Raw genomic sequence first — 19,243 nt, 5'->3', positions numbered from 1 at the left:
CTATGATACTTACTAGAATTCATACTAAGATGGCCTGATAAAAATTACTGAGATCCTAATCCTTTTTTAAGATTTGTAAAATTTTCATTCATAAATGTCAAAATCATAAAGAGGGATTAGAGAGTAGGGAGTAGGGAGTAGGGGGAAGTCATTGGTTTGATTTTTTATTATTGGAAATGTCTATTAGAATCATTGTCAAACGCATCCTAATAATAAAAATGCCAGAAATTAGAGAATCTATCGCTCAACATTACCATGAGCGGACAAAATATGACCCAGAAACGATTCGGAGTAAAAATCCCCAACTAGACTGGGAAAATCAACCAATACTATTCAAAGAGTATAAAGTTGGGACAACTATTGACCTGAAACCCTATCTGCAAGAAAAAATTAATCAAGGAAAAGACTCTAAAGAAGGAGAAAACCTATCCAACTTACTTGTATGTAGCTATGGCTTAACTGGTAAGATACCAACAATGATGGGAAGTCATTACTTAAGAGCAGCTCCTTCCGCTGGGGGGTTGTATCCAGCAGAAGTTTATTTAATTTCCCGTGGCACACCCCTATTACCGGCAGGATTATATAACTATCAGGCCAAAACTCATTCATTACTTAGATTTTGGGACAATAGAATATGGCCAGAATTACAGGATGCTTGTTTTTGGCATCCAGCTCTAGAAAATACAAAATTAGCGATCGCCATTACTGCCATCTTTTATCGTTCTGCTTGGCGTTACGAAGACCGCGCCTATAGACGAATATTTTTAGATACAGGTCACTTACTAGGGAACATTGAACTAGCTTCTGCTTTCAGTAACTATCGACCACATCTCATTGGGGGGTTTAATGATAAAGCAGTAAATCAAATGCTTTATCTGGATACAATTCAAGAACAGGCGATCGCCATTGTTGCTCTAGCAGACTTACTAGATATTGAACAAAATCTTCCTCAGTGGCAAGCTGCTTTACCTTCTGGCACTCAAACAGATTATCCTTTAATTGCAGATGGTGAACTGCTAAAATATTTACATGAAGCCACTCACATTAACTCAAATTCTCCAAAAGTACCTGCTTGGAAAACAAGAGAAACTCCAGAACATTCAGAAGATAAATATAACTTTCCATTTTGTACAAAAGTTTCCACTGTCACTCCCTCTATTTCATGGGGTAACAACTTAGAAGGTCTGAGAAAGACAATTCTCAAACGACGTTCCACTCGTGTCTATACTGGAGAGACTATTGCTTTAAAGGAACTATTGACTGTATTAGACTTTACTTATCAACCCCACCATTACTTTAATCAAGAATTAGATCGTAATCCTGATTATTTTGACCTAAGTTTGATTGAAACCTTTATTGCAGTTTCTGGAGTAGATGGCTTAGAAGAGGGTTGTTATTATTATGCCCCAATGGCTCAAGAGCTGCGACAAATTAGGTTTAAAAATTTCCAAGAAGAGTTACATTTTCTGTGTTTAGGGCAAGACTTAGGTAGAGATGCTGCTGTTGTCTTGTTTCATACTGCCGACCTGAAAAAAGCTGTAGGCAAATATGGCGATCGGGTTTATCGTTACCTCCATGCAGATGCAGGTCATCTAGGGCAAAGACTGAATTTAGCAGCTATTTATCTGGGTTTAGGTGTTAGTGGTATCGGCGGTTTCTTTGACGATCGTGTGAATGAAGTTTTAGGTATTCCTGTAGATGAGGCAGTTGTTTATATTACAACTTTAGGTCGCCCACAATAGGAATAATAGTAGTTTTCATGATTAGTAGACCACAGTAGGGGGAATTCATGTTTGCGTTTCCGCTGTCGCCGACATAAAAAGTGAAACTCCTGTTTCATTAATGGATAATGGATAATTACCTCTGGTTAAAACCGCGAGGGAATTGAATATAAGGAAATATCCTAGCACTTTTCAATTGGGGAGATTGGATATGGCGAGGTTTCCTCGCCATCCCATCTACCAGGTCATGCTCAGCTTTCCGACTGCTCTGTCTATAAAAGGATTTCAGCAGAAAAAGTGTTTCATTCTTAAGTTAAATAACTATAGTTGCTCAACAAGTCTCTTAATACTTATTTTACAAACAGTCTCTGACTTCAGCACTAAGTCGATATAGCTGTCGCTAGGCTCCGCCAACGCTTTCCCTGATAAAACTTTACAAACAGTCTCTTATATCATGTGCCCCCTCCGGGGGAGCTACGCTAACGGATAATTAGTTATAACCCATATTCCGCACGTCAAGTTGTAATATTAAAAGTAGTATAAAAAATGGTAGCGCGGGTTCGTATTTATACTCTATAAATCCTATTCATTGACCTTTCTCAGGAGTCAGATTCTCAGGAAAATATTAAGCATAAATACTCAATTACTTACTCCTATTGACCACTTTAATTGCCTCCTGTCTCCTGTCTCCTGTCTCCTGTCTCCGTTTTTCATGCTACATTTTGTCGTGCGGAATGTAGGTTATAATAAACCTTCTTCCTTCTAAATTTACTCTTTCCCTTCTGATTAATGACTCCTGATTAATGACTCCTTCAATCATGATTTATAAGTATTCAGATATTAGTTATCTGCTTCATCCTCTTCATCCTCTTCATCCTCTTCATTTTCTTCATCCTCTTCATCTTCATCCTCTTCTTCCTCTTCCTCTTCTTTATCCTCGAACTCTTCATCTTCTAGCTTCTTCTTGCCTTTCTGAGGACCACGATGGGGCATTTTAATCCCTTCTTTTTCAAATGCTTCGACTATCATTCTACGCAGGCATAATTCTATGTCTTCGTTTTTTCCAGGCTTAACTTCCGTTGTCGTTTGAATGATTAACTGATATCTATCGAACTTCTCAACCCCGTCTACTGAGGTAGCTTCTAGCACATCCTCATTTTCCTGATTTAATTTTTTCCCCACTGCTTCTATAACTTGGTAAACATGATCGAGATTGGCATCATAAGCAACATTCACTGTCACTACTGCTTCACTATATCTTGAATGGTTAACAATACTACCAATTTCCCCATTGCGAATAATATAGTCTTTATCCTCAAAGTGAATGCGAGTAGTTTTAAGCTCTATTGCAGTCACATAACCTTTGACATCATCAATCTCAACAAAATCACCTACTAAGTAGTAACCTTCAAACAAATTAAATAAACCAGCTACCACATCTTCAACAATACTCTGCGCCCCCATACTCACACCCAGACCAAGAATACCAGCACCTGCGAGTATAGGAGTAGAGTCAATACCTAGAACATTGAGAATAGCAATGATAGCACCACAGTAGACTAAATATTTGAGGGTACTATCAAACAATGGTAAAAGAGTCTCTCGTCTCTTTCTGTCAATTTCATCTAACTCTTTGTCCTCACTGAGTAGGAATTTTCTGGCCAAAAGTTTGCCTACCTCTTCAATTACACGACTGGTATAAAATATGCCGATAATTTGTATGATTTTCGGACCAATGATTGCTAGATAGGCAATGAACTCAAGTTGTTGAAATACTAAACTTGCCATCGACACGTATATTATATACTCCAAACATCGCTTTGACAATGGGAGTAGATGGCTGAGGCGATTATATAAGCGTAGCAGTCTGCTAGGACTGGAATATTTTTGGGCTAGTGCTTCTAATGTATCGATAATTACGATGTTGGCTTTGACCAGAAGTATGCCAACTGTGATAATGACATATATTCTTACAGCAATATACATATATTGCGTAATTACTTCTGGTAGTTGGATAAACTGAGTACATAAGGTTAGACTCAACAACCACAGAATGTTAATTAGGTTGAGACTGAGAAAGTCAAAGAAATCTTCTATACTTTCATCGTTCGCTGTAATATATTCAAATCTTTTGGTGCGATCGCATAGATTTTCTATTAAACGTTGAATGTAAGGTTGGGTTGCGGCTAATAAGAATAACAAGAACAGACTTCTACCTGCTCCCATACCTAAATTTACCCAAAATTCTTCAGGAATATTATCAATAAATGACTTTGTATATTGTAATAAATTTTCTCCCTGATATATTAGCCAACTATTTAGTCCTAATATTAGTATACCCAGTAATCCACTACCTACAGTTAATGCAGTCCGGGTATTCCTTTGGATATTCTCTATTGTGATTTTAATTTTCTTGCTAGAAGCAGCTTTGGTTAGTTGTTTGAAAATTTGTTTAACTAACCAATTAACGGCAAGAAAAATAAAGAGTAGTAGACCAATTTCTGCTACAATAACTAAAAAGTTTTGTACTGCAAACATTTTCTAAATCTCCTATCATAATGATAATTTTCACTCACGCAGTTCAAAATCTAATTTTTCTTAATCTCCATCCAGTCAATGATACTTATTGTTGGTACTTATATCAAGTCTTGGCCAAAAGTTATTGGTTCGGTATTGAGGCAGGTATCTTAAATATTCAATCTAGTTTAAGCAAGAAGGTGTAAAAAAATCCAAGTATTTAACGAAAAGTAATATCAAATCCTGTATAAATCTCTTCTCTTTGTGAGGGGTTAGGGAAAAATACTCAACTATAAATTAAACTATAAAGTAGTTGTAATCCTAAACCATAAATGATTGATAAATTGTATTAGTAGCTAATCTATATCAACTCACTTCAATCACCTCACAAATAATAATTTTACACTCCTGGTTATGAAATAATCATTTGAAATTGTTGTTTATTCAAGTTTTGCTCCTCAGAGAATCTTACTTTTACTTTTAACCTCCGTGGAATAGCATACTTTAATAATGATTATTAATACTCAATTAATTTGACTTTTTTTGTCTTTCTAATCTAGTAGTAACTGCCTGATAGTTAATTCGATAGAGGTCTAATTTTTCCACTGCTTCGGGAGCTACAAAAGCATCTTGAGGTATTTCTTGAAGTAAATTTATAGCTTCCTGCCATTTAGCTTGAGCATCTTGCCAAACCTCTAGGGGATGAGGTGGGTTTTGCACAATTACACTTGCTTCTGTGGCTAACTTTTTAGCAGTAACTAACTTAGAAGTTGCAGTTTTTTCAAATATTAGTTGTTTTCGGAGATTATGATAATCTTGACGATAAGTTTGTAGCAGTCGATCGGCTTCTTTCTTAACAGTAGTACCTTTGGGAATTTCTTCTAATAATTTAATTGATTCTAGTAACTCTGTTTCTGCCTCTTCCCAAGTAGCTAAAGGTAGTGGGGGATATTTAATTGTTCTCTTAGATTCCACAGATAGTCTTTTAGCTTCTTTTATATCTTTTTCTGCTTGTTGTTGTTCCAAAATAGTTTTTTCTTCTGGTGAAACAATAACTATATTTTGACTTGCTTGTAGAGCATATATTACTATTCCTACCTCTACCATGAGAATAGATATTAACAAGATAATCAAGCCTTTCTGGGAAAATATTTTTTCTTCAGAAACCTGTTCTTCTTCTTGTTCTGTTTTTATTTGGTGTAGTAATTCTTCAGAATCTAAACTGTTCTCAAGTTCACTTAAAAGTTTATCTGTTTCCATAGCTAAATGGTTATCAGTTATCAGTTATCAGTTATTAGTACCTTCTACTTAATTAGGAGACAAGAAAGTCCTAAATTTCCTTTTTTATCTCCTTGAAAGATAAAGGGGAGATTTAAATATAGAATCCAGTTATATAATATATGTTTATAATTCTATCTATGCTTCAATATTCAATCTATTTCAATATTCAATCTATCTCCCTATCTCCCTATCTCCCTATCTCCCCACTTCCGGCTCTATTTTTAAGAAGTCCCTAACTAGAAGCACTTGTATAATACCGCAAAGCCAGTCGCCAAAATTGAATAGAAGCAAAAAACAATCCACCTGCTAAAACAAAAGAACCCAATATCCAAGTACCTCCAACCCTACCTAATATGGCTTGAGCTGGTACAGTAGTCAAAAATGCCACTGGTACTAGAAAAGTAAAAAAGAAACGATAAGCAGTAGGATAAGCTACCATTGGATATCGTCCTGCTTCTAATAAACCTCTGAGGACTTCTGTTACGTTGTAAATTTTGACAAACCAAATACTGGTGGACCCCAACATAAACCAGAGACTATAAAGAATAGTTATCCCACAGACCAGTGGCACTATACTGAACAAATAATTGCCTACTCCTAAACCCAGTTTACTACCAGCATATCCTAACAGCAACCCACCAAAAATTACATCTGGTATTCCCCAGGGAGACACTGTACGGGTAGAAAGCCAAAATTGACTACTAATGGGTTTTAGGAGGACAAAATCTAGAGTACCTTCTTGTACCTGTTCCACAATTCGATTCAAATTAGGAATCAAAAAAGTTGCTGAAAGACCCTGTAAAATAGTAAAAATTGCTAGGATAATTAAAGCTTCTTCCCAATTCCAACCATCAAATTTGTAGCCTGTTCGATAAAATAGAAATAAACCAAATAAGCTACCTAATAAACTTCCTATACTACTAATAGCCGCGATAATAAAATTGAAGCGGTATTCTAATTCAGCAGCGATCGCTGCACCCCAAAATAATTTTAGTATTTGTAAGTATCGTTCCATTTTGACTTAACTTGATTAGGAAATTTACATCCTGAATCATATCAAAATGATGTTGACTATAAGCTAAATTTTCATTAATAGCCAGATCGGATTTAATTTTCAGAAAAGTAAAGTCGATCATAATCTCGGTGTTCTCGAATTAGCTATATTAATGTTATTAGGGAAATAATTCTATACTTATCAGATATAGCAGTACGTTTTTTAGTTAGGACAATAAGTCTAAGTTTAAAGGCAACAGGGAACAGTCAACAGGCAACAGAGGAATGTCCTAAACTTAATGCGTAGTGCCTATAATTCTATTGTAATTTGCCTTAACCCAGCAAAAGTAAATATAGAGCTTTGGAGACCAAACCCCTACATATTTACCTTTTAATAAAGATAATTGAAACTATTTAAGTAAGTAGGCAAAATTAACGTAAAGTAATTACTGCAATTAATATCAATTACCAAAAGTAATGCTATACTATACTTATGTGGGACTTCAATTATTAAGTAATTAACACAGAGATAATAACTTTTTCGATCTCAAAAGTAAAATTGTTAAGTGGAAAAAGAAGAAAGAATTTTGATTAGAAGCTAGGGAATTAGATAAAATAGTTATTCACAATAAATACCATCAATATATTTATGGGCTTCTTTTCTTCCTTCTTCCTCCTTTCTCCTTCCTTTTAATTACTAATTTGAAGTTAAAAGCACAAAATCAGTTACTTTACCTCCGCTATAAGTCCGCCAATGTTCTGATACTTGAAAAAAACCTTCATTATACTGAGTTTGATTGATAATCCTGAAAGTTTCTGAACGATGATTTTTCTCTTGGGAAGGTTGATTTTTTCTGAGACTAGCAACTAAATTTTCCAGAAATTCATACCCATCACAAAAAGCATTTGGTGGATAACCCATTTCTCCATCACCATAAGCTTTTCCAGCAAGATAAATTATATTATGATAAAAAGAATGTGAGTCCATTTTATCTATGTACCTGCGTAATTTTAAAGGTGATGGTGCGATTAAATATACATCTTCACAATCAGGTTCGGCATACATTAATTCATCCCAATTTCTATAAGATTGTAAGGTTTCCCCTGACTCTAATTCATAACCTAAAGCAAACTGCATTTCATCTAACAATTCTGCTTCCCAAGATTTTTGAGATATTCGATCTAGCCAATGGTGAATAGTATTATAAAATTCCATGTCTGACAAGGAAAGTAATGCTTCTTTTACAGCATCAGTGTGTAATTTAGTTTTGATTTTCATGGTATTACCTCCTTTTTTTGTTTGTTTAACAGATTTTGATTTAGTTTAGTTGATTAGCTTTCCTGAAAGAGATATCCTTCAGGATTAACTATAAATATTGGGCAGTTTTCTACTTGTATAGGAAGCAGAAAATGATGATTTTACTTCCTTCTATAAGACTGAGTTATGGTTTGGATCTCCCGTCTATAATACTGAGGAAGGTCCTTATAGCCGGGCCTCTTATTTCCTTTAGTCTTTTGTTCTTATACAATGACTATTGATTTTGTCGATCCCAATCGGTAAATCGATACGGTTTAGGTATAACTCTCTAGTTAATCGGGAAATTATATAAGCAATTATCCTGTTGCTACAATTTTCAACACTCCTCCGGTGGGAAACCCATCAACTATTTTGTGTTTAGGATGGGGCTTCAGAGAAGATTATTTATATGCCAAAACTATTAATATAGTATATAAACAAATTTTTGTAAATCCAAATCTTGGCAATTTGTATTTATTTTTGATTTTTGATTAGCAGATTATGGAATGACTGGTATATCAAGAGCGATCGCCTACTATGTAAATAAACAAAGATTTTGGGATAAGACAGGATAGATATAGAATGCACCTATAAATTGATAAAGGAATAAGATTAAGATGAGAGGCACCAGGGATAGTCTGTGAGGCGTTGCTGATTAAAAGTATGAACTGATGGAAATAATGTTTTAAATTCTGTTGACCATACTATAAATTCATACCGCTATTTAGTAAGACCATCGGTTAAAAGTTTTCTATTCCAATATATAGCAAATATAGCATTTTCAAATGAGATGTAAAACAAGAATTGGTTATTTACTAACAGTAAAAAGTTTGGCAAACCTTCTTACCTATTGCAAGAGTCCCTATTGCCTATTGCCTAAAAGCGGCCAGTCTTTTTACACAACTCAAATGAAAACACTATATATAGCAAAAAGTAACTTAAAAGGAAGAGCATAATGCAACTTACTACACAGCACATAGACATCCTAGAAAAGGTTCAAGACTTTGATACTTATATGGAGAAACTTATCCAAGACTGGAATACTCCAGGAGTCGGGATAGGAATTGTGGCTGAGGATCAGCTTGTCTTTGCTAAAGGGCATCTCTTAACCTATCATGGGGGATATATTGATGGATTTCATTCGCAAGTATCTTTTCTCCCTCAGTCAAAAATTGGTGTGATTGTTTTGGGAATTGGCTCACATTGTACTTCATTAAGTGATATAATCACTTACAATAGACTTGTCGCTTTATAAGCTTAAAAATTCCCGAAAGCCTTGTCCTGTAAGGATTATAACCATTGGCAATTAAAAACGCCTGAAATTTTTGCTCTGTCTAGGTTTGAGCGATTTTTCCCCTCTATTTAGCGACAACTCTAATGTGTGCGAACGCCTTTTGGGTCTGAGTCAAACACCTTGGAGCGATCGCTGGCTTGATGTAAGATTTAAGGCTAAACAAGCAGGAAAGGAGGATCGAGCAAAGGCTGGCGAAAATAGAGTTTCAAATACCACACCCTCACATTCCCTAACTGACTATGTAGGAAAATACGCTAACCCTATCTACGGCATTCTTAAGATTGAAATGAACGATAGCGAGCTTCAATTCAACTTTGGTAAAATAAAACTTCCTCTGAATCATTTTCATTACGATCGTTTTGATACTCCCGATGATGAAATTGACGGCAAGTGGTCGTTGAATTTTCTCACTAATTCCCAAGGTGACGTGAACAAAGTAACAATGTCTATAGATATGGCAGAAGTAATATTTACCCGCCAAGCAAAAATTCTAGACTCCCAACTTTTAAAACAGCTTGCAGGAACATACGAAACACCTGTAGGTTTTAAGTTACAAGTCGTTCTCAAAGAAGATGATTTCCTGTACTTAGTAATCCCAGGTCAGCCTGAAGAAAAGCTGATTCCATATAAAAACCTTACATTCCAAATTCAAAGGTTCTCTGACTTGATGTTAGAGTTTGTTTTGGAGAATGGTGAGGTGAAAGCTCTAAAACAGATAGATCCTTCAGGGGAATATGTATTGAAACGATGCTGACATAGCCCGATGATTGAGATTGAGGCAAGATAACAACAAGAGCGGAAATAGAGGCGTTCATCTCCTTGATTTTTCCTTACCTACAATGCTATTCTTTACAAGACAGTACCAAATAATCAAACTCAGTCAGGGATTACTTCTGACTTTTGACTTTTGACTTGCGTGTAGCGCTATATGTGTCCTCTTCGGGGGAGCTACGCTATCGCTATCGGTAAAATACTTATAATTATATCAAATCCGGATGATTAGTTATTGTAGTCATTGCGACTGGAACGGAGTGGAAGGAAGCAATTTCATTGGAGCGCTAAAGCGCAACTACAAACAAAGATCTTTTTATAACTAATTAAAGGAATAATTATGGCTTTTATTTATTTAATATCCATCATCACACAACAGGATTTTATCTCTTTTCATCTAGCGACAAATTTCATAGAATTAACTGAGTATTTTTTAGATGAATTTGTGTTAATTCTGAAGATTTTTATTGAAGCAATTGCTGTTTTTATTATTGCTTTTGCGGTGCTAAAAGCATTGGCAAAAATGTTGCGAATGCGGAAAAATCGAAAACTTTTTGCATCAGAAGGAACCATCCGACTTGAATTAGGTATTTCCTTAGTTCTGGCTTTAGAATTTCTCTTGGCTGCTGATATAGTAGGAACTGCTATATCTCCAAGTTGGAGTGATATTGGAAAGTTAACTGCAATTGCTGGAATTCGTACTTTTCTTAACTTTTTCCTCGAAAAGGAAATCAAAGAACTGCAACAAAAAAATCCCTCTGATGAATAATATTTAATATCATCTAAAAATATTAGTTCAGCAATCAATAATTAATATCATGTCCGGGTAATAAGTGATAAAAAAGTTTTTGTTTGTAGTAGGGCTTCAGCCCTATCTACAGTTCGGGCTGAAGCCCTACTACGAACTTTAATTATATATAACTATTTAACCGAACATAATATTACTCATCAGTATTAGGACATAATTAAAGTTAACTGTGAGGAAAAGGTAACTGTGAACAATAAGCAATTAATTTGATGCTTGTTAATATTTATTAGTACAGAGTTATTTACTTATGTCCTACTACTCAGCAATCTTAAATTTCCTCGAACAAATTTAGGCATCTTTAAAGTTAAAACGAACCAGTGTTAATTATAACTAAAAATACATTATTGAAAACTCTCACTAAAAGCAAAAAATTAAGACAGAATGACTATATTACTTCATGTTTTGGAGGCAACATAAACACAGAAAGGATCATTCTGTTACAGATATTTGAAGATAGTTATAGTAAATTGAGATTCCAAACTATTCTGAGGTATCAAGTATTATGAATACTCAAAACAACAACCTATTTACTCAAGAAGAACAAAGACTAGAAGCAGACCTTAACCATGAAGCATACTGGAGACGTTGGGGACCTTATTTGAGCGAGAGACAATGGGGAACAGTACGTGAAGACTATAGCGAAGATGGTTCCGCTTGGGATTATTTTTCCCACGAACAATCTCATTATCGTGCTTATAGATGGGGAGAAGATGGTATTTGTGGTATTTCTGATAATCATCAACGACTGTGTTTCGCGATCGCTCTCTGGAATGGGGAAGACTCTATGTTAAAAGAACGACTTTTTGGTTTAACTGGAAGTCAAGGAAACCATGGAGAAGATGTCAAAGAATATTATTTTTATTTAGATAATACCCCCAGTCATAGTTACATGAAGGCACTTTATAAATATCCTCAAAGTGCTTTTCCTTATGCTGAATTATTAACAGAAAATCAACAGCGCGATCGTAAGTCTTTAGAATACGAATTGCTCGACACAGAAATATTTGCGGAAAATCGTTATTTTGATGTCTTTGTTGAATATGCTAAAGCTACAGCAGAAGATATTCTGATGAAAATTACAGTAAATAATTTAGCTCCAGAAACTAAGACGTTACACTTATTACCGACTCTTTGGTTTAGAAATACTTGGTCTTGGGATAACAATTCAAACAAACCTATCCTCAAAAAAATTAATCCTGGTCTCATCGAAGCAGACCACCCCACTTTAGGTAAAAGGTGGCTTTATTTTCCGGAAACAATGGAACTATTTTTTACTGAAAACGAAACAAATAAACAAAGATTATCTGGAGAAAAAAATACATCTCCTTATGTAAAAGATGGCATCAATAATTATTTAGTAAACCGTCAAAAAGATGCCATTAATCCTAATATGCACGGCACAAAATTTGCACCACATTACACCCTAGAACTACAAGCAGGTGAAACTAAAACTATCAAATTAAGACTGGCTAACTCTCCAGAAATTAGACAACCATTCGACACAGAATTTGACGATATTTTTCAAATCAGAATTCAAGAAGCAGATGAATTTTATCAGCGTCTTTCTCCCTGTAAAATGAAGGATGAATGGCGAAATATTCAGCGTCAAGCCTTTGCCGGATTATTGTGGACAAAACAATATTATCATTATATTGTCGAAGATTGGCTCAAAGGCGATTCTACTCAACCACAAGTATCAGAAAATAGGAAAAATATTAGAAATTATGGGTGGATTCATCTATTTAATGATGATATAATTTCCATGCCTGACAAATGGGAATATCCCTGGTATGCTGTTTGGGATTTAGCCTTTCATACCGTACCTTTAGCCATAATTGACCCTGATTTTGCTAAACGTCAATTAGACTTAATTACTAGGGAATGGTTTATGCACCCCAACGGTCAATTACCAGCTTATGAATGGAATTTTAGTGATGTCAATCCCCCCGTTCATGCTTGGGGAACTTGGCGAGTTTATCAGATCGAAAAAGAAGTTTATGGTCGTCAGGATAGAAAGTTTCTCGAAAGAGTATTTCAAAAGCTTTTACTCAATTTTACTTGGTGGGTAAATCAGAAAGATGTTGAGGGAAATAATGTTTTTGAAGGAGGCTTTTTAGGATTAGATAATATTGGGGTATTTGACCGGAGTTCCGAACTACCAACTGGAGGGCATATTGAACAATCAGATGGTACGAGTTGGATGGCGATGTTCTGCTTAGATATGTTAAGAATAGCTCTCGAACTTGCCCTAGAAAATGATGTTTATGAAGATATTGCTTGTAAGTTTTTTGAGCATTTTCTGTACATTGTAGATGCGATGAATCATTTAGGTTCGGATGGTACTCAACTTTGGGATGAAACGGATAATTTTTATTATGATGTTTTGCATCAACCAGACAAAGAAGATGTACATCTAAAAGTTCGTTCTATAGTAGGATTAATTCCATTATTTGCCGTAGCAATTATTGACTCCGAAACTTTGCAAAAATTACCTAAATTCCAGAAACGAGTCAAGTGGTTTATGGCAAATAGAATTGACCTTAGTGCCAATATTGCTTGCATGGAAGCTTGCGGTATTGATTCCGAACGTTTACTGGCAATTGTTAGTCCTGAACGCCTGAAAATTATCCTGGAAAAAATGTTAGATGAAAATGAATTTTTCAGCGATTATGGCATTCGTTCTTTATCTCGTTTCCACGCCGAAAATCCCTATATTTTTCATGCGAATAGTGAGGAATATAGAGTAGATTATGAACCTGCCGAATCTACCAGTGGAATGTTTGGAGGAAATTCTAATTGGCGCGGTCCGATCTGGTTTCCAATTAATCATTTAATGATAGAATCTCTACAAAGATTTCATAACTATTTAGGTGATGATTTCCGGGTAGAATGTCCGACTGGTTCAGGTCAGATGATGAACTTGTGGGAAGTATCATTAGAAATTGAAGCCAGACTAATTAAAATTTTCCTCAAAGATCAAAATGGAAAACGTCCGGTTTATGGTGATACGAAATTATTCCAAAATGACTCTAATTGGCAAGATTTAATTCTGTTTTATGAATATTTCCACGGTGATAATGGTGCAGGTTTAGGTGCGAGTCATCAGACTGGTTGGACTGGTTTAGTGGCAAAGTTGATTCAGCAACGGAGCGAGTATAGTTGTGAAATTTAGTTCTATTGCAGTTTGATATTATATTATGTTCGGTTAAATAGTTATTATAATTAAAGTTCGTAGTAGGGCTTCAGCCCTATATACTTTATTATAAGTGATTATCCGAACATGATATTAAGTCTTTGTAAGGGTTTGGTGACCCAACCCCTAATATTCAAGTTTAGTGGTATTCGATCGCTGCTGCAATGCCCAAAACAATTTTGAGGATCTGCTCTTCAGAAATAGTTCCTAGCTTCTGGACAAACCTCATATAATTAGTCCACCCGGAATGCTTGCTTGATGGTTATTGCTAAAATTTAAAAGAGAGAGAGATTTTATCTAGGAATCACAATGGTAAAAATTGTACCTTGCCCAACTGTTGAATCACAAGTAATCATACCACCGTGTTTTTCTGTGATTATCAAAATAATATGGGTCTAAAACCCCGCCTTTTAAGGCGAAATATTTTTGGAGCCTTGCTCAAATCCCCGTTACAAAAATCACTGTCTTGAGTGTGTCTTACATTCTGAGGAGACCTCAGAATTACACACTCGCTTCTGACTTCCCCTCCTGGGAGGGGTTAGGGGTGGGTTGACTTCTGACTTCGTTAATTGATGAGCGATCGCCATCCCCAAACCTATTCCTTTTCCTACTCCTTTGGTAGTAAGCTTGATTGGAGATACAATTCAAGAGGGGGGAAATTATTGAGGAATGGAGATGGTAAACCTTAGCCCCTCTCCGAGTAGGCTGTTTGCGCATATCGTTCCTTGCAGTTTTTGCGTTACCAAATTATAAACTATATGCAGTCCCAAACCAGTTCCGCCTAGATTTCTGGCAGTTGTATAAAATGGCTCAAAAATTTGGGAAAGTTCTGCTTGTGCAATTCCGCAACCATCATCAGTATATTCAATAATTAATCCCTCTTCTACCTGTTCTATCCTCCAATTTAATTTTCCAGTTTTGTCATCAGGATAAGCATGAAGCAGAGAATTGTTGGTTAAGTTAGTGACTATTTGCGCCAATGCTCCGGGATAGGTTCTAATATTTAGGTTTTCATCTCCTTCGATGTTGACTTGATGTCCCTGCTGTCGGATGTTAGGCATTAAACTGGTTAGCACTTCCTCTAAGTATTCTTTGATGGCAAAGGTACGCATTTCTAGATGGGTTTGATCTACGGCTACTTGCTTAAAACTGCCAATTAATTCCCCCGCTCGCTTTAAATTATCCACAATCAATTGGGTACATTCAGTGCTGGTTTCTATGTAATCGTTTAAAAGGGAGCGCTTGAGCTGACCTTTAGCTATGGCATCCCCAAATGCTTGAGTTTCCTCGTTCAGGGTTGAGGCTACCGTGATGCTGGTGCCGACTGGAGTATTAATTTCGTGAGCGACTCCCGCTACCAGTCCTCCTAGGGAAGCCATTTTTTCTGATTCTACGAGTTGTTTTTGGGTCTGTTTCAGGTTTTCCAGAGCCTGGGATAGTTCGGCAGTGCGCTCTTGTACTTTGATTTCTAAATTGTTGTAGAGTTGAGCATTTTCCAGGGAAATAGCAGCTTGAGAACAAAGTAAATTCAATAGCTCTATGCGGTCGCTGGTGAATGCGCCACTGGTTTGATTGTTTTCTAAGTAGAGAATGCCGATCTGTTGACCTCGGTCAATTAAAGGTATACATAATACTGAGGCTGGTTGATGCTTTTGGATGTAGTCATCTCGGCCATAGTTGTTGTCTTCTGTTGTCCGATCTAAGAGGAGGTATTCCCGTGTGTTTTTCACATGATTTATGAGGGTTAAGGGGAGATTGTTACTTGTCTCAACCGGAATGCTGATTACAGACATTTCCTCTTTTGTCGCCTGGGCTTTCAGAATCAGAGTATCTGCTTGAAAGAGCATGAGGGCGACGGTTTCAGCTCCAGCGTTTTCTTGGATGACTTGTATGAAGTTAGTGATAGCGCCCTTGAGGTCAATTTCTTGGGAAAGGCTGCGGGATGCTTTCATGAGGCTAGCTAAATCTAACAATTCTCCGGTGGAAGTATTGGTGTGGGAAACTGTTCCTTTGGTGAGAGTTGTTATCTTACTGTTGGCAGTTTTACCCAATTGTTGCCGTTGGAGGATGGGAGATAGCAGTTGGGGATAGTGTTGTTCGAGGTGTTCAATCTTAGCTTTAGCTCCCCACTGAGCATAACAATAATATGCTTCTTGCATATATACAGCAGCCTCTTTTTCTCGCCCCCAGTCAAGATAAAATTTGGCAAAGAGTTCGTTGGCGAGGGCTTCTTCTTGGATGTATTCGTTTTCTTTGGCTCCGGCGATCGCTTTGTCATAGAGTTCGATCGCCTCTAATTTTTGTCCCATAACCCGGTGTTGTTCCGCCTCGACCAGATTGAATTTATGAGCATAATTCATGGGTGCATCATACATCCATTGTTTAAACTTCTCCTGATTTGAGGAAACTTTCTGCAATAAAACCACTTGCTCGTCTCGACCTACTTCAGACAAATAGGCTATTCTTACGAGTGAGTCGTACCAGTAGAAAACGGCAACCGAAGACAGTCCATTAACGCCATGAATATTCTCTTCAGCCAGTTTTGTCGATTCAATTGCCCCTGAATAATCCTCAAAAAGATAGCTGAGAATCATTTTATTCAGGTAAATTTTGTGGAGGGAGGTATAATCAACTTGTTGGCGTAAAATGGGAATTGCTTCATCTTCATTGCAAATCGACCCTAGTAAGCGGCAAGTATTATCCGTTTTTCCTTGCAAATTTAAGACGGATTCATAAAATATTGCTTGCAAGTAAAGTATTCGTGTCTGCTTCAGCTTTTCCTTAGTTGTGCTGTAGCAAGATTTCATAGCTGCTTCCACAGTCGAAAGTTCGACTCCAGCAAAGTAATAGTGATAACAGTAAATTGTTGCACTATACCCTGCGTATTCTAAATCTCCTACTTCTAATGAGCTTTGATACCCTTCTAGTAATGGCTCGATTGTTTCTTTCAGATGAGATTGCCATCCTTTAACTTGACCATAGAACACTTGAAAGGTTTTGCCTTTTACTTCTTTGGCATCTAGTTTATTGAGAACGTCAATAGCAAGCTGACCGAACTGAAAGCCTAGTTCGCTATTGCTGAAGTTACTGTGAATCATATACGCCAAGGAGACATAAGCAAAGGGAATCAAGGGATCGTTGCCATTGTGCAAGGCTGAATCAACAGCCTGGAATAATGCCAAAATAAGTAAAGTTGGGTTAGTACCAAATAACGCTGGGTATAATCGAGCCATAATCCGAGCGATCGCTAAACTGACTGGATCTTCATTGTTCGGTAACTCTAGTAAGTTTCCTACAGATAAATTTGCTGCTGCTAAATTGGCTTTCATGGTCTCAAAGGCTTGTTGGACAGCCTCTGAGGTATTTTCGGGGAATTGAATCCCAAATGCTTCAAGAATCTCTAAACCTGTGCTAACTGCTTCCTTAAGTTTGTGCTGGGACATAAGGGATTGAATGGCGATTTCATAGACCTGGGCTTTATCTAATGTTGTTTGAGCCTGTTCTAAAACCGTTTCTATCAAAGATTGGGCCTCGCTAAAATTACCATTTAGATAATTGGATAATGCGAGTTCTTGGTATAAGGAAAGCGCCAGTTTATACTCTTGTTTCCAATAGTTTTCTGGGAGAAGTTTGTACCCCACAGACAGATATTCGAGTGCAGCAGCGTAAGCTGTCGCTTGGATGGCTTTTTTCCCTGCGGTTAAATTGAGTTGAGCTAGTTCTTTTTTATCGTGGCGATCGCTAAGTAGTTCTAAGCCTCGATTCAAATGAACTACAATTGAGAAAATCTCGTCTTCTAGTCGGCTTTTGGGAGTATTTTTGTAAATTAGTTGTCCGATCTGGTAGTGAGTGGTCTGTTTCTGCTCGTCGGGAATGAGGGAATAAGCTGCTTGTTGAACGCGATCGTGTAGGAACCGATAACCAACGGCAATACCCTCGGCTTTCTCTTTGTCTTTTTCCCATCCTTGGAAAAATTTGTAGGCTTCGCTTTGGGGTAAAATTAGCCCTTCTCGCAGAGCGCTCCACAGATTGGCAGCGACTTCCTCTGATGAGGTCTGGTAGATAATGGCTAAAGTCTCTAAGTCAAACTGATTCCCAATACAGGCAGCTAATTTCAGGACTTTTTGGGTTTCTTCGGGCAACTTGTGCAACCTTGTGGCCATAAATTCTACCACATCATCAGTGAGGGCTGCATCTCTGACTTTCACTAAATCGCATTCCCAATAACCTAAATTCCGATCGAATGCAATTAACCCATCCTCATGCAATCCTTTTAAGAACTGAGTGGTAAAAAATGGATTCCCTTTCGTCTTTTGATAGACTAAATCTGTTAAAGGAGCTGCTAACTCTACCGAACAACTGAGGGTTTCGGCTACTAATTGATTGATATAACCCACAGACAAGGGTGCTAAAGTAATTGTCGAAATCGTCACGTTTTGTTCTCTTGTTGCGCATTCGCTCTCTTGGTCAGCATTCGGTTGCGTATTAAGCCACTGCGAGTTCTGAACGTTTGCGTCTTTAGCCAACGGAGGGCTGCACCGCTTCTCTAATTCTCCTAAAGTTAACATCAACGGATGGGCGGGGAAGACTTCATTATCTCGATAGGCTCCCAACAAAAGTAAATACCCTGTCCGAGTATCCCCTATCAGCACTTTCAGCAAGTTTAATGATGCTGAGTCCACCCATTGCAAATCATCTAGAAATAGGGTTAAGGGATGCTCAATTGTTGTGAATACGGCGATAAATTTCTCAAATAGGAGGTTAAAGCGGTTCTGGGCTGCATTGCCAGAGAGTTCGGGGGCGCTTGGCTGTTCTCCAACGATCCTTTCCAGTTCGGGAATGACTTCTATGAGAACTTGCCCTTGCTCTCCTACTGCTTCCAGGATTTTTCCTTTCCACTCTTGCAATTGGGCATCACTTTCTCCGAGTAATTGCCCCATTAAGTCTCGGAAGGCTTGAACGAAGGCAGAAAAGGGTATATTGCGATTGAATTGGTCGAACTTTCCTTTGATAAAGTACCCTTTCTGTCGGGTGATTGGTTTGTGTACTTCATTCACCACGGCAGTTTTCCCAATGCCGGAATATCCAGCTACTAGCATCATTTCTGTTTTTCCGCCTGCGACTCTTTCAAAGCCATCGAGAAGAGTTTGCACTTCTTTTTCCCTTCCATATAGTTTTTCGGGGATTAAAAAGCGAGCGCTCCTATCTTGCTCTCCCAAGACAAACTGTTCGATTTTTCCCGTTTCAAGATATTCAACCCTACATTTTTCTAGGTCGTGTTTCAGTCCGAGAGCGCTCTGATACCTTTCTTCGGCATTTTTCGCCATTAATTTCATAACTATATTAGCTAAGGCTGTCGGCACTTGGG

The 19,243-nt window shown here is 37.2% G+C and carries 11 protein-coding genes and 1 pseudogene; 6 read left to right on the top strand and 6 right to left on the bottom strand.

Annotated features, from left to right (window positions below):
* The first annotated feature begins 218 nt into the window (after positions 1-218).
* Entirely contained in the window at positions 219-1,742 is a 1,524-nt protein-coding gene (locus tag ACP6PM_RS33840) for a SagB/ThcOx family dehydrogenase (RefSeq protein WP_426591263.1), read from the top strand.
* 819 nt (positions 1,743-2,561) lie between these two features.
* Here ACP6PM_RS33840 and ACP6PM_RS33835 read toward each other — a convergent pair.
* Positions 2,562-4,259: a mechanosensitive ion channel family protein gene (locus ACP6PM_RS33835; protein ID WP_426591234.1), complete on the bottom strand. Its 1,698-nt coding sequence runs from the start codon at positions 4,257-4,259 to the stop codon at positions 2,562-2,564.
* Between the two features lie 20 nt (positions 4,260-4,279).
* Here ACP6PM_RS33835 and ACP6PM_RS33830 point away from each other — a divergent pair, with 20 nt between their 5' ends.
* Entirely contained in the window at positions 4,280-4,444 is a 165-nt protein-coding gene (locus tag ACP6PM_RS33830) for a hypothetical protein (RefSeq protein ID WP_426591232.1), read from the top strand.
* Positions 4,445-4,766: 322 nt separating this feature from the next.
* On the opposite strand, the gene ACP6PM_RS33825 is transcribed toward ACP6PM_RS33830, so the two are convergent.
* From ACP6PM_RS33825 to ACP6PM_RS33815, 3 genes are all read right to left on the bottom strand, one after another.
* The gene (locus tag ACP6PM_RS33825) at positions 4,767-5,498 is read right to left on the bottom strand and encodes a hypothetical protein (RefSeq protein ID WP_426591231.1); all 732 of its coding nucleotides are present in this window, start codon (positions 5,496-5,498) and stop codon (positions 4,767-4,769) included.
* A gap of 253 nt (positions 5,499-5,751) precedes the next feature.
* Positions 5,752-6,534: an ABC transporter permease gene (locus ACP6PM_RS33820; RefSeq protein WP_426591230.1), complete on the bottom strand. Its 783-nt coding sequence runs from the start codon at positions 6,532-6,534 to the stop codon at positions 5,752-5,754.
* 675 nt (positions 6,535-7,209) lie between these two features.
* Positions 7,210-7,791, bottom strand: coding sequence for a hypothetical protein (locus ACP6PM_RS33815; RefSeq protein ID WP_426591229.1), 582 nt, complete (start codon positions 7,789-7,791; stop codon positions 7,210-7,212).
* A 973-nt stretch (positions 7,792-8,764) separates the two neighbouring features.
* Here ACP6PM_RS33815 and ACP6PM_RS33810 point away from each other — a divergent pair.
* The 4 genes from ACP6PM_RS33810 (at position 8,765) to ACP6PM_RS33795 (ending at position 13,854) form a co-directional block, all read left to right on the top strand.
* Positions 8,765-9,064 carry a hypothetical protein gene (locus ACP6PM_RS33810; protein WP_426591228.1) on the top strand — a complete coding sequence of 100 codons (300 nt, stop codon included), beginning with the start codon at positions 8,765-8,767 and terminating at the stop codon, positions 9,062-9,064.
* Positions 9,065-9,188: 124 nt separating this feature from the next.
* Entirely contained in the window at positions 9,189-9,857 is a 669-nt protein-coding gene (locus tag ACP6PM_RS33805; protein ID WP_426591227.1) for a DUF3471 domain-containing protein, read from the top strand.
* A gap of 357 nt (positions 9,858-10,214) precedes the next feature.
* Positions 10,215-10,643, top strand: a complete 429-nt coding sequence (locus ACP6PM_RS33800; RefSeq protein WP_426591226.1) for a DUF1622 domain-containing protein — start codon at positions 10,215-10,217, stop codon at positions 10,641-10,643.
* Between the two features lie 541 nt (positions 10,644-11,184).
* Positions 11,185-13,854, top strand: coding sequence for an MGH1-like glycoside hydrolase domain-containing protein (locus ACP6PM_RS33795; RefSeq protein ID WP_426591225.1), 2,670 nt, complete (start codon positions 11,185-11,187; stop codon positions 13,852-13,854).
* A 680-nt stretch (positions 13,855-14,534) separates the two neighbouring features.
* On the opposite strand, the gene ACP6PM_RS33790 is transcribed toward ACP6PM_RS33795, so the two are convergent.
* On the bottom strand, positions 14,535-15,827 hold the full coding sequence (locus tag ACP6PM_RS33790) for a GAF domain-containing sensor histidine kinase (protein WP_426591262.1): 1,293 nt from the start codon (positions 15,825-15,827) through the stop codon (positions 14,535-14,537).
* Positions 15,828-18,416: 2,589 nt separating this feature from the next.
* Positions 18,417-19,243, bottom strand: a pseudogene (locus ACP6PM_RS33785) (ATP-binding protein); the annotation flags it as partial.

Origin of the sequence: Dapis brunnea BLCC-M229, assembly GCF_050015995.1 — a bacterium.
Taxonomy (GTDB): domain Bacteria; phylum Cyanobacteriota; class Cyanobacteriia; order Cyanobacteriales; family Microcoleaceae; genus Trichodesmium.
Note: the sequence above shows the minus strand (reverse complement) of the source record. Positions and strands in the feature narration are given on the sequence as shown.

Coding starts and splice junctions, on each gene's coding strand:
- ACP6PM_RS33790 (WP_426591262.1), bottom strand. CDS start 15,827: ATGAAAGCATCCCGCAGCCTTTCCCAAGAAATTGACCTCAAGGGCGCT.
- ACP6PM_RS33820 (WP_426591230.1), bottom strand. CDS start 6,534: ATGGAACGATACTTACAAATACTAAAATTATTTTGGGGTGCAGCGATC.
- ACP6PM_RS33815 (WP_426591229.1), bottom strand. CDS start 7,791: ATGAAAATCAAAACTAAATTACACACTGATGCTGTAAAAGAAGCATTA.
- ACP6PM_RS33840 (WP_426591263.1), top strand. CDS start 219: ATGCCAGAAATTAGAGAATCTATCGCTCAACATTACCATGAGCGGACA.
- ACP6PM_RS33810 (WP_426591228.1), top strand. CDS start 8,765: ATGCAACTTACTACACAGCACATAGACATCCTAGAAAAGGTTCAAGAC.
- ACP6PM_RS33830 (WP_426591232.1), top strand. CDS start 4,280: ATGATAATTTTCACTCACGCAGTTCAAAATCTAATTTTTCTTAATCTC.
- ACP6PM_RS33825 (WP_426591231.1), bottom strand. CDS start 5,498: ATGGAAACAGATAAACTTTTAAGTGAACTTGAGAACAGTTTAGATTCT.
- ACP6PM_RS33800 (WP_426591226.1), top strand. CDS start 10,215: ATGGCTTTTATTTATTTAATATCCATCATCACACAACAGGATTTTATC.
- ACP6PM_RS33835 (WP_426591234.1), bottom strand. CDS start 4,259: ATGTTTGCAGTACAAAACTTTTTAGTTATTGTAGCAGAAATTGGTCTA.
- ACP6PM_RS33795 (WP_426591225.1), top strand. CDS start 11,185: ATGAATACTCAAAACAACAACCTATTTACTCAAGAAGAACAAAGACTA.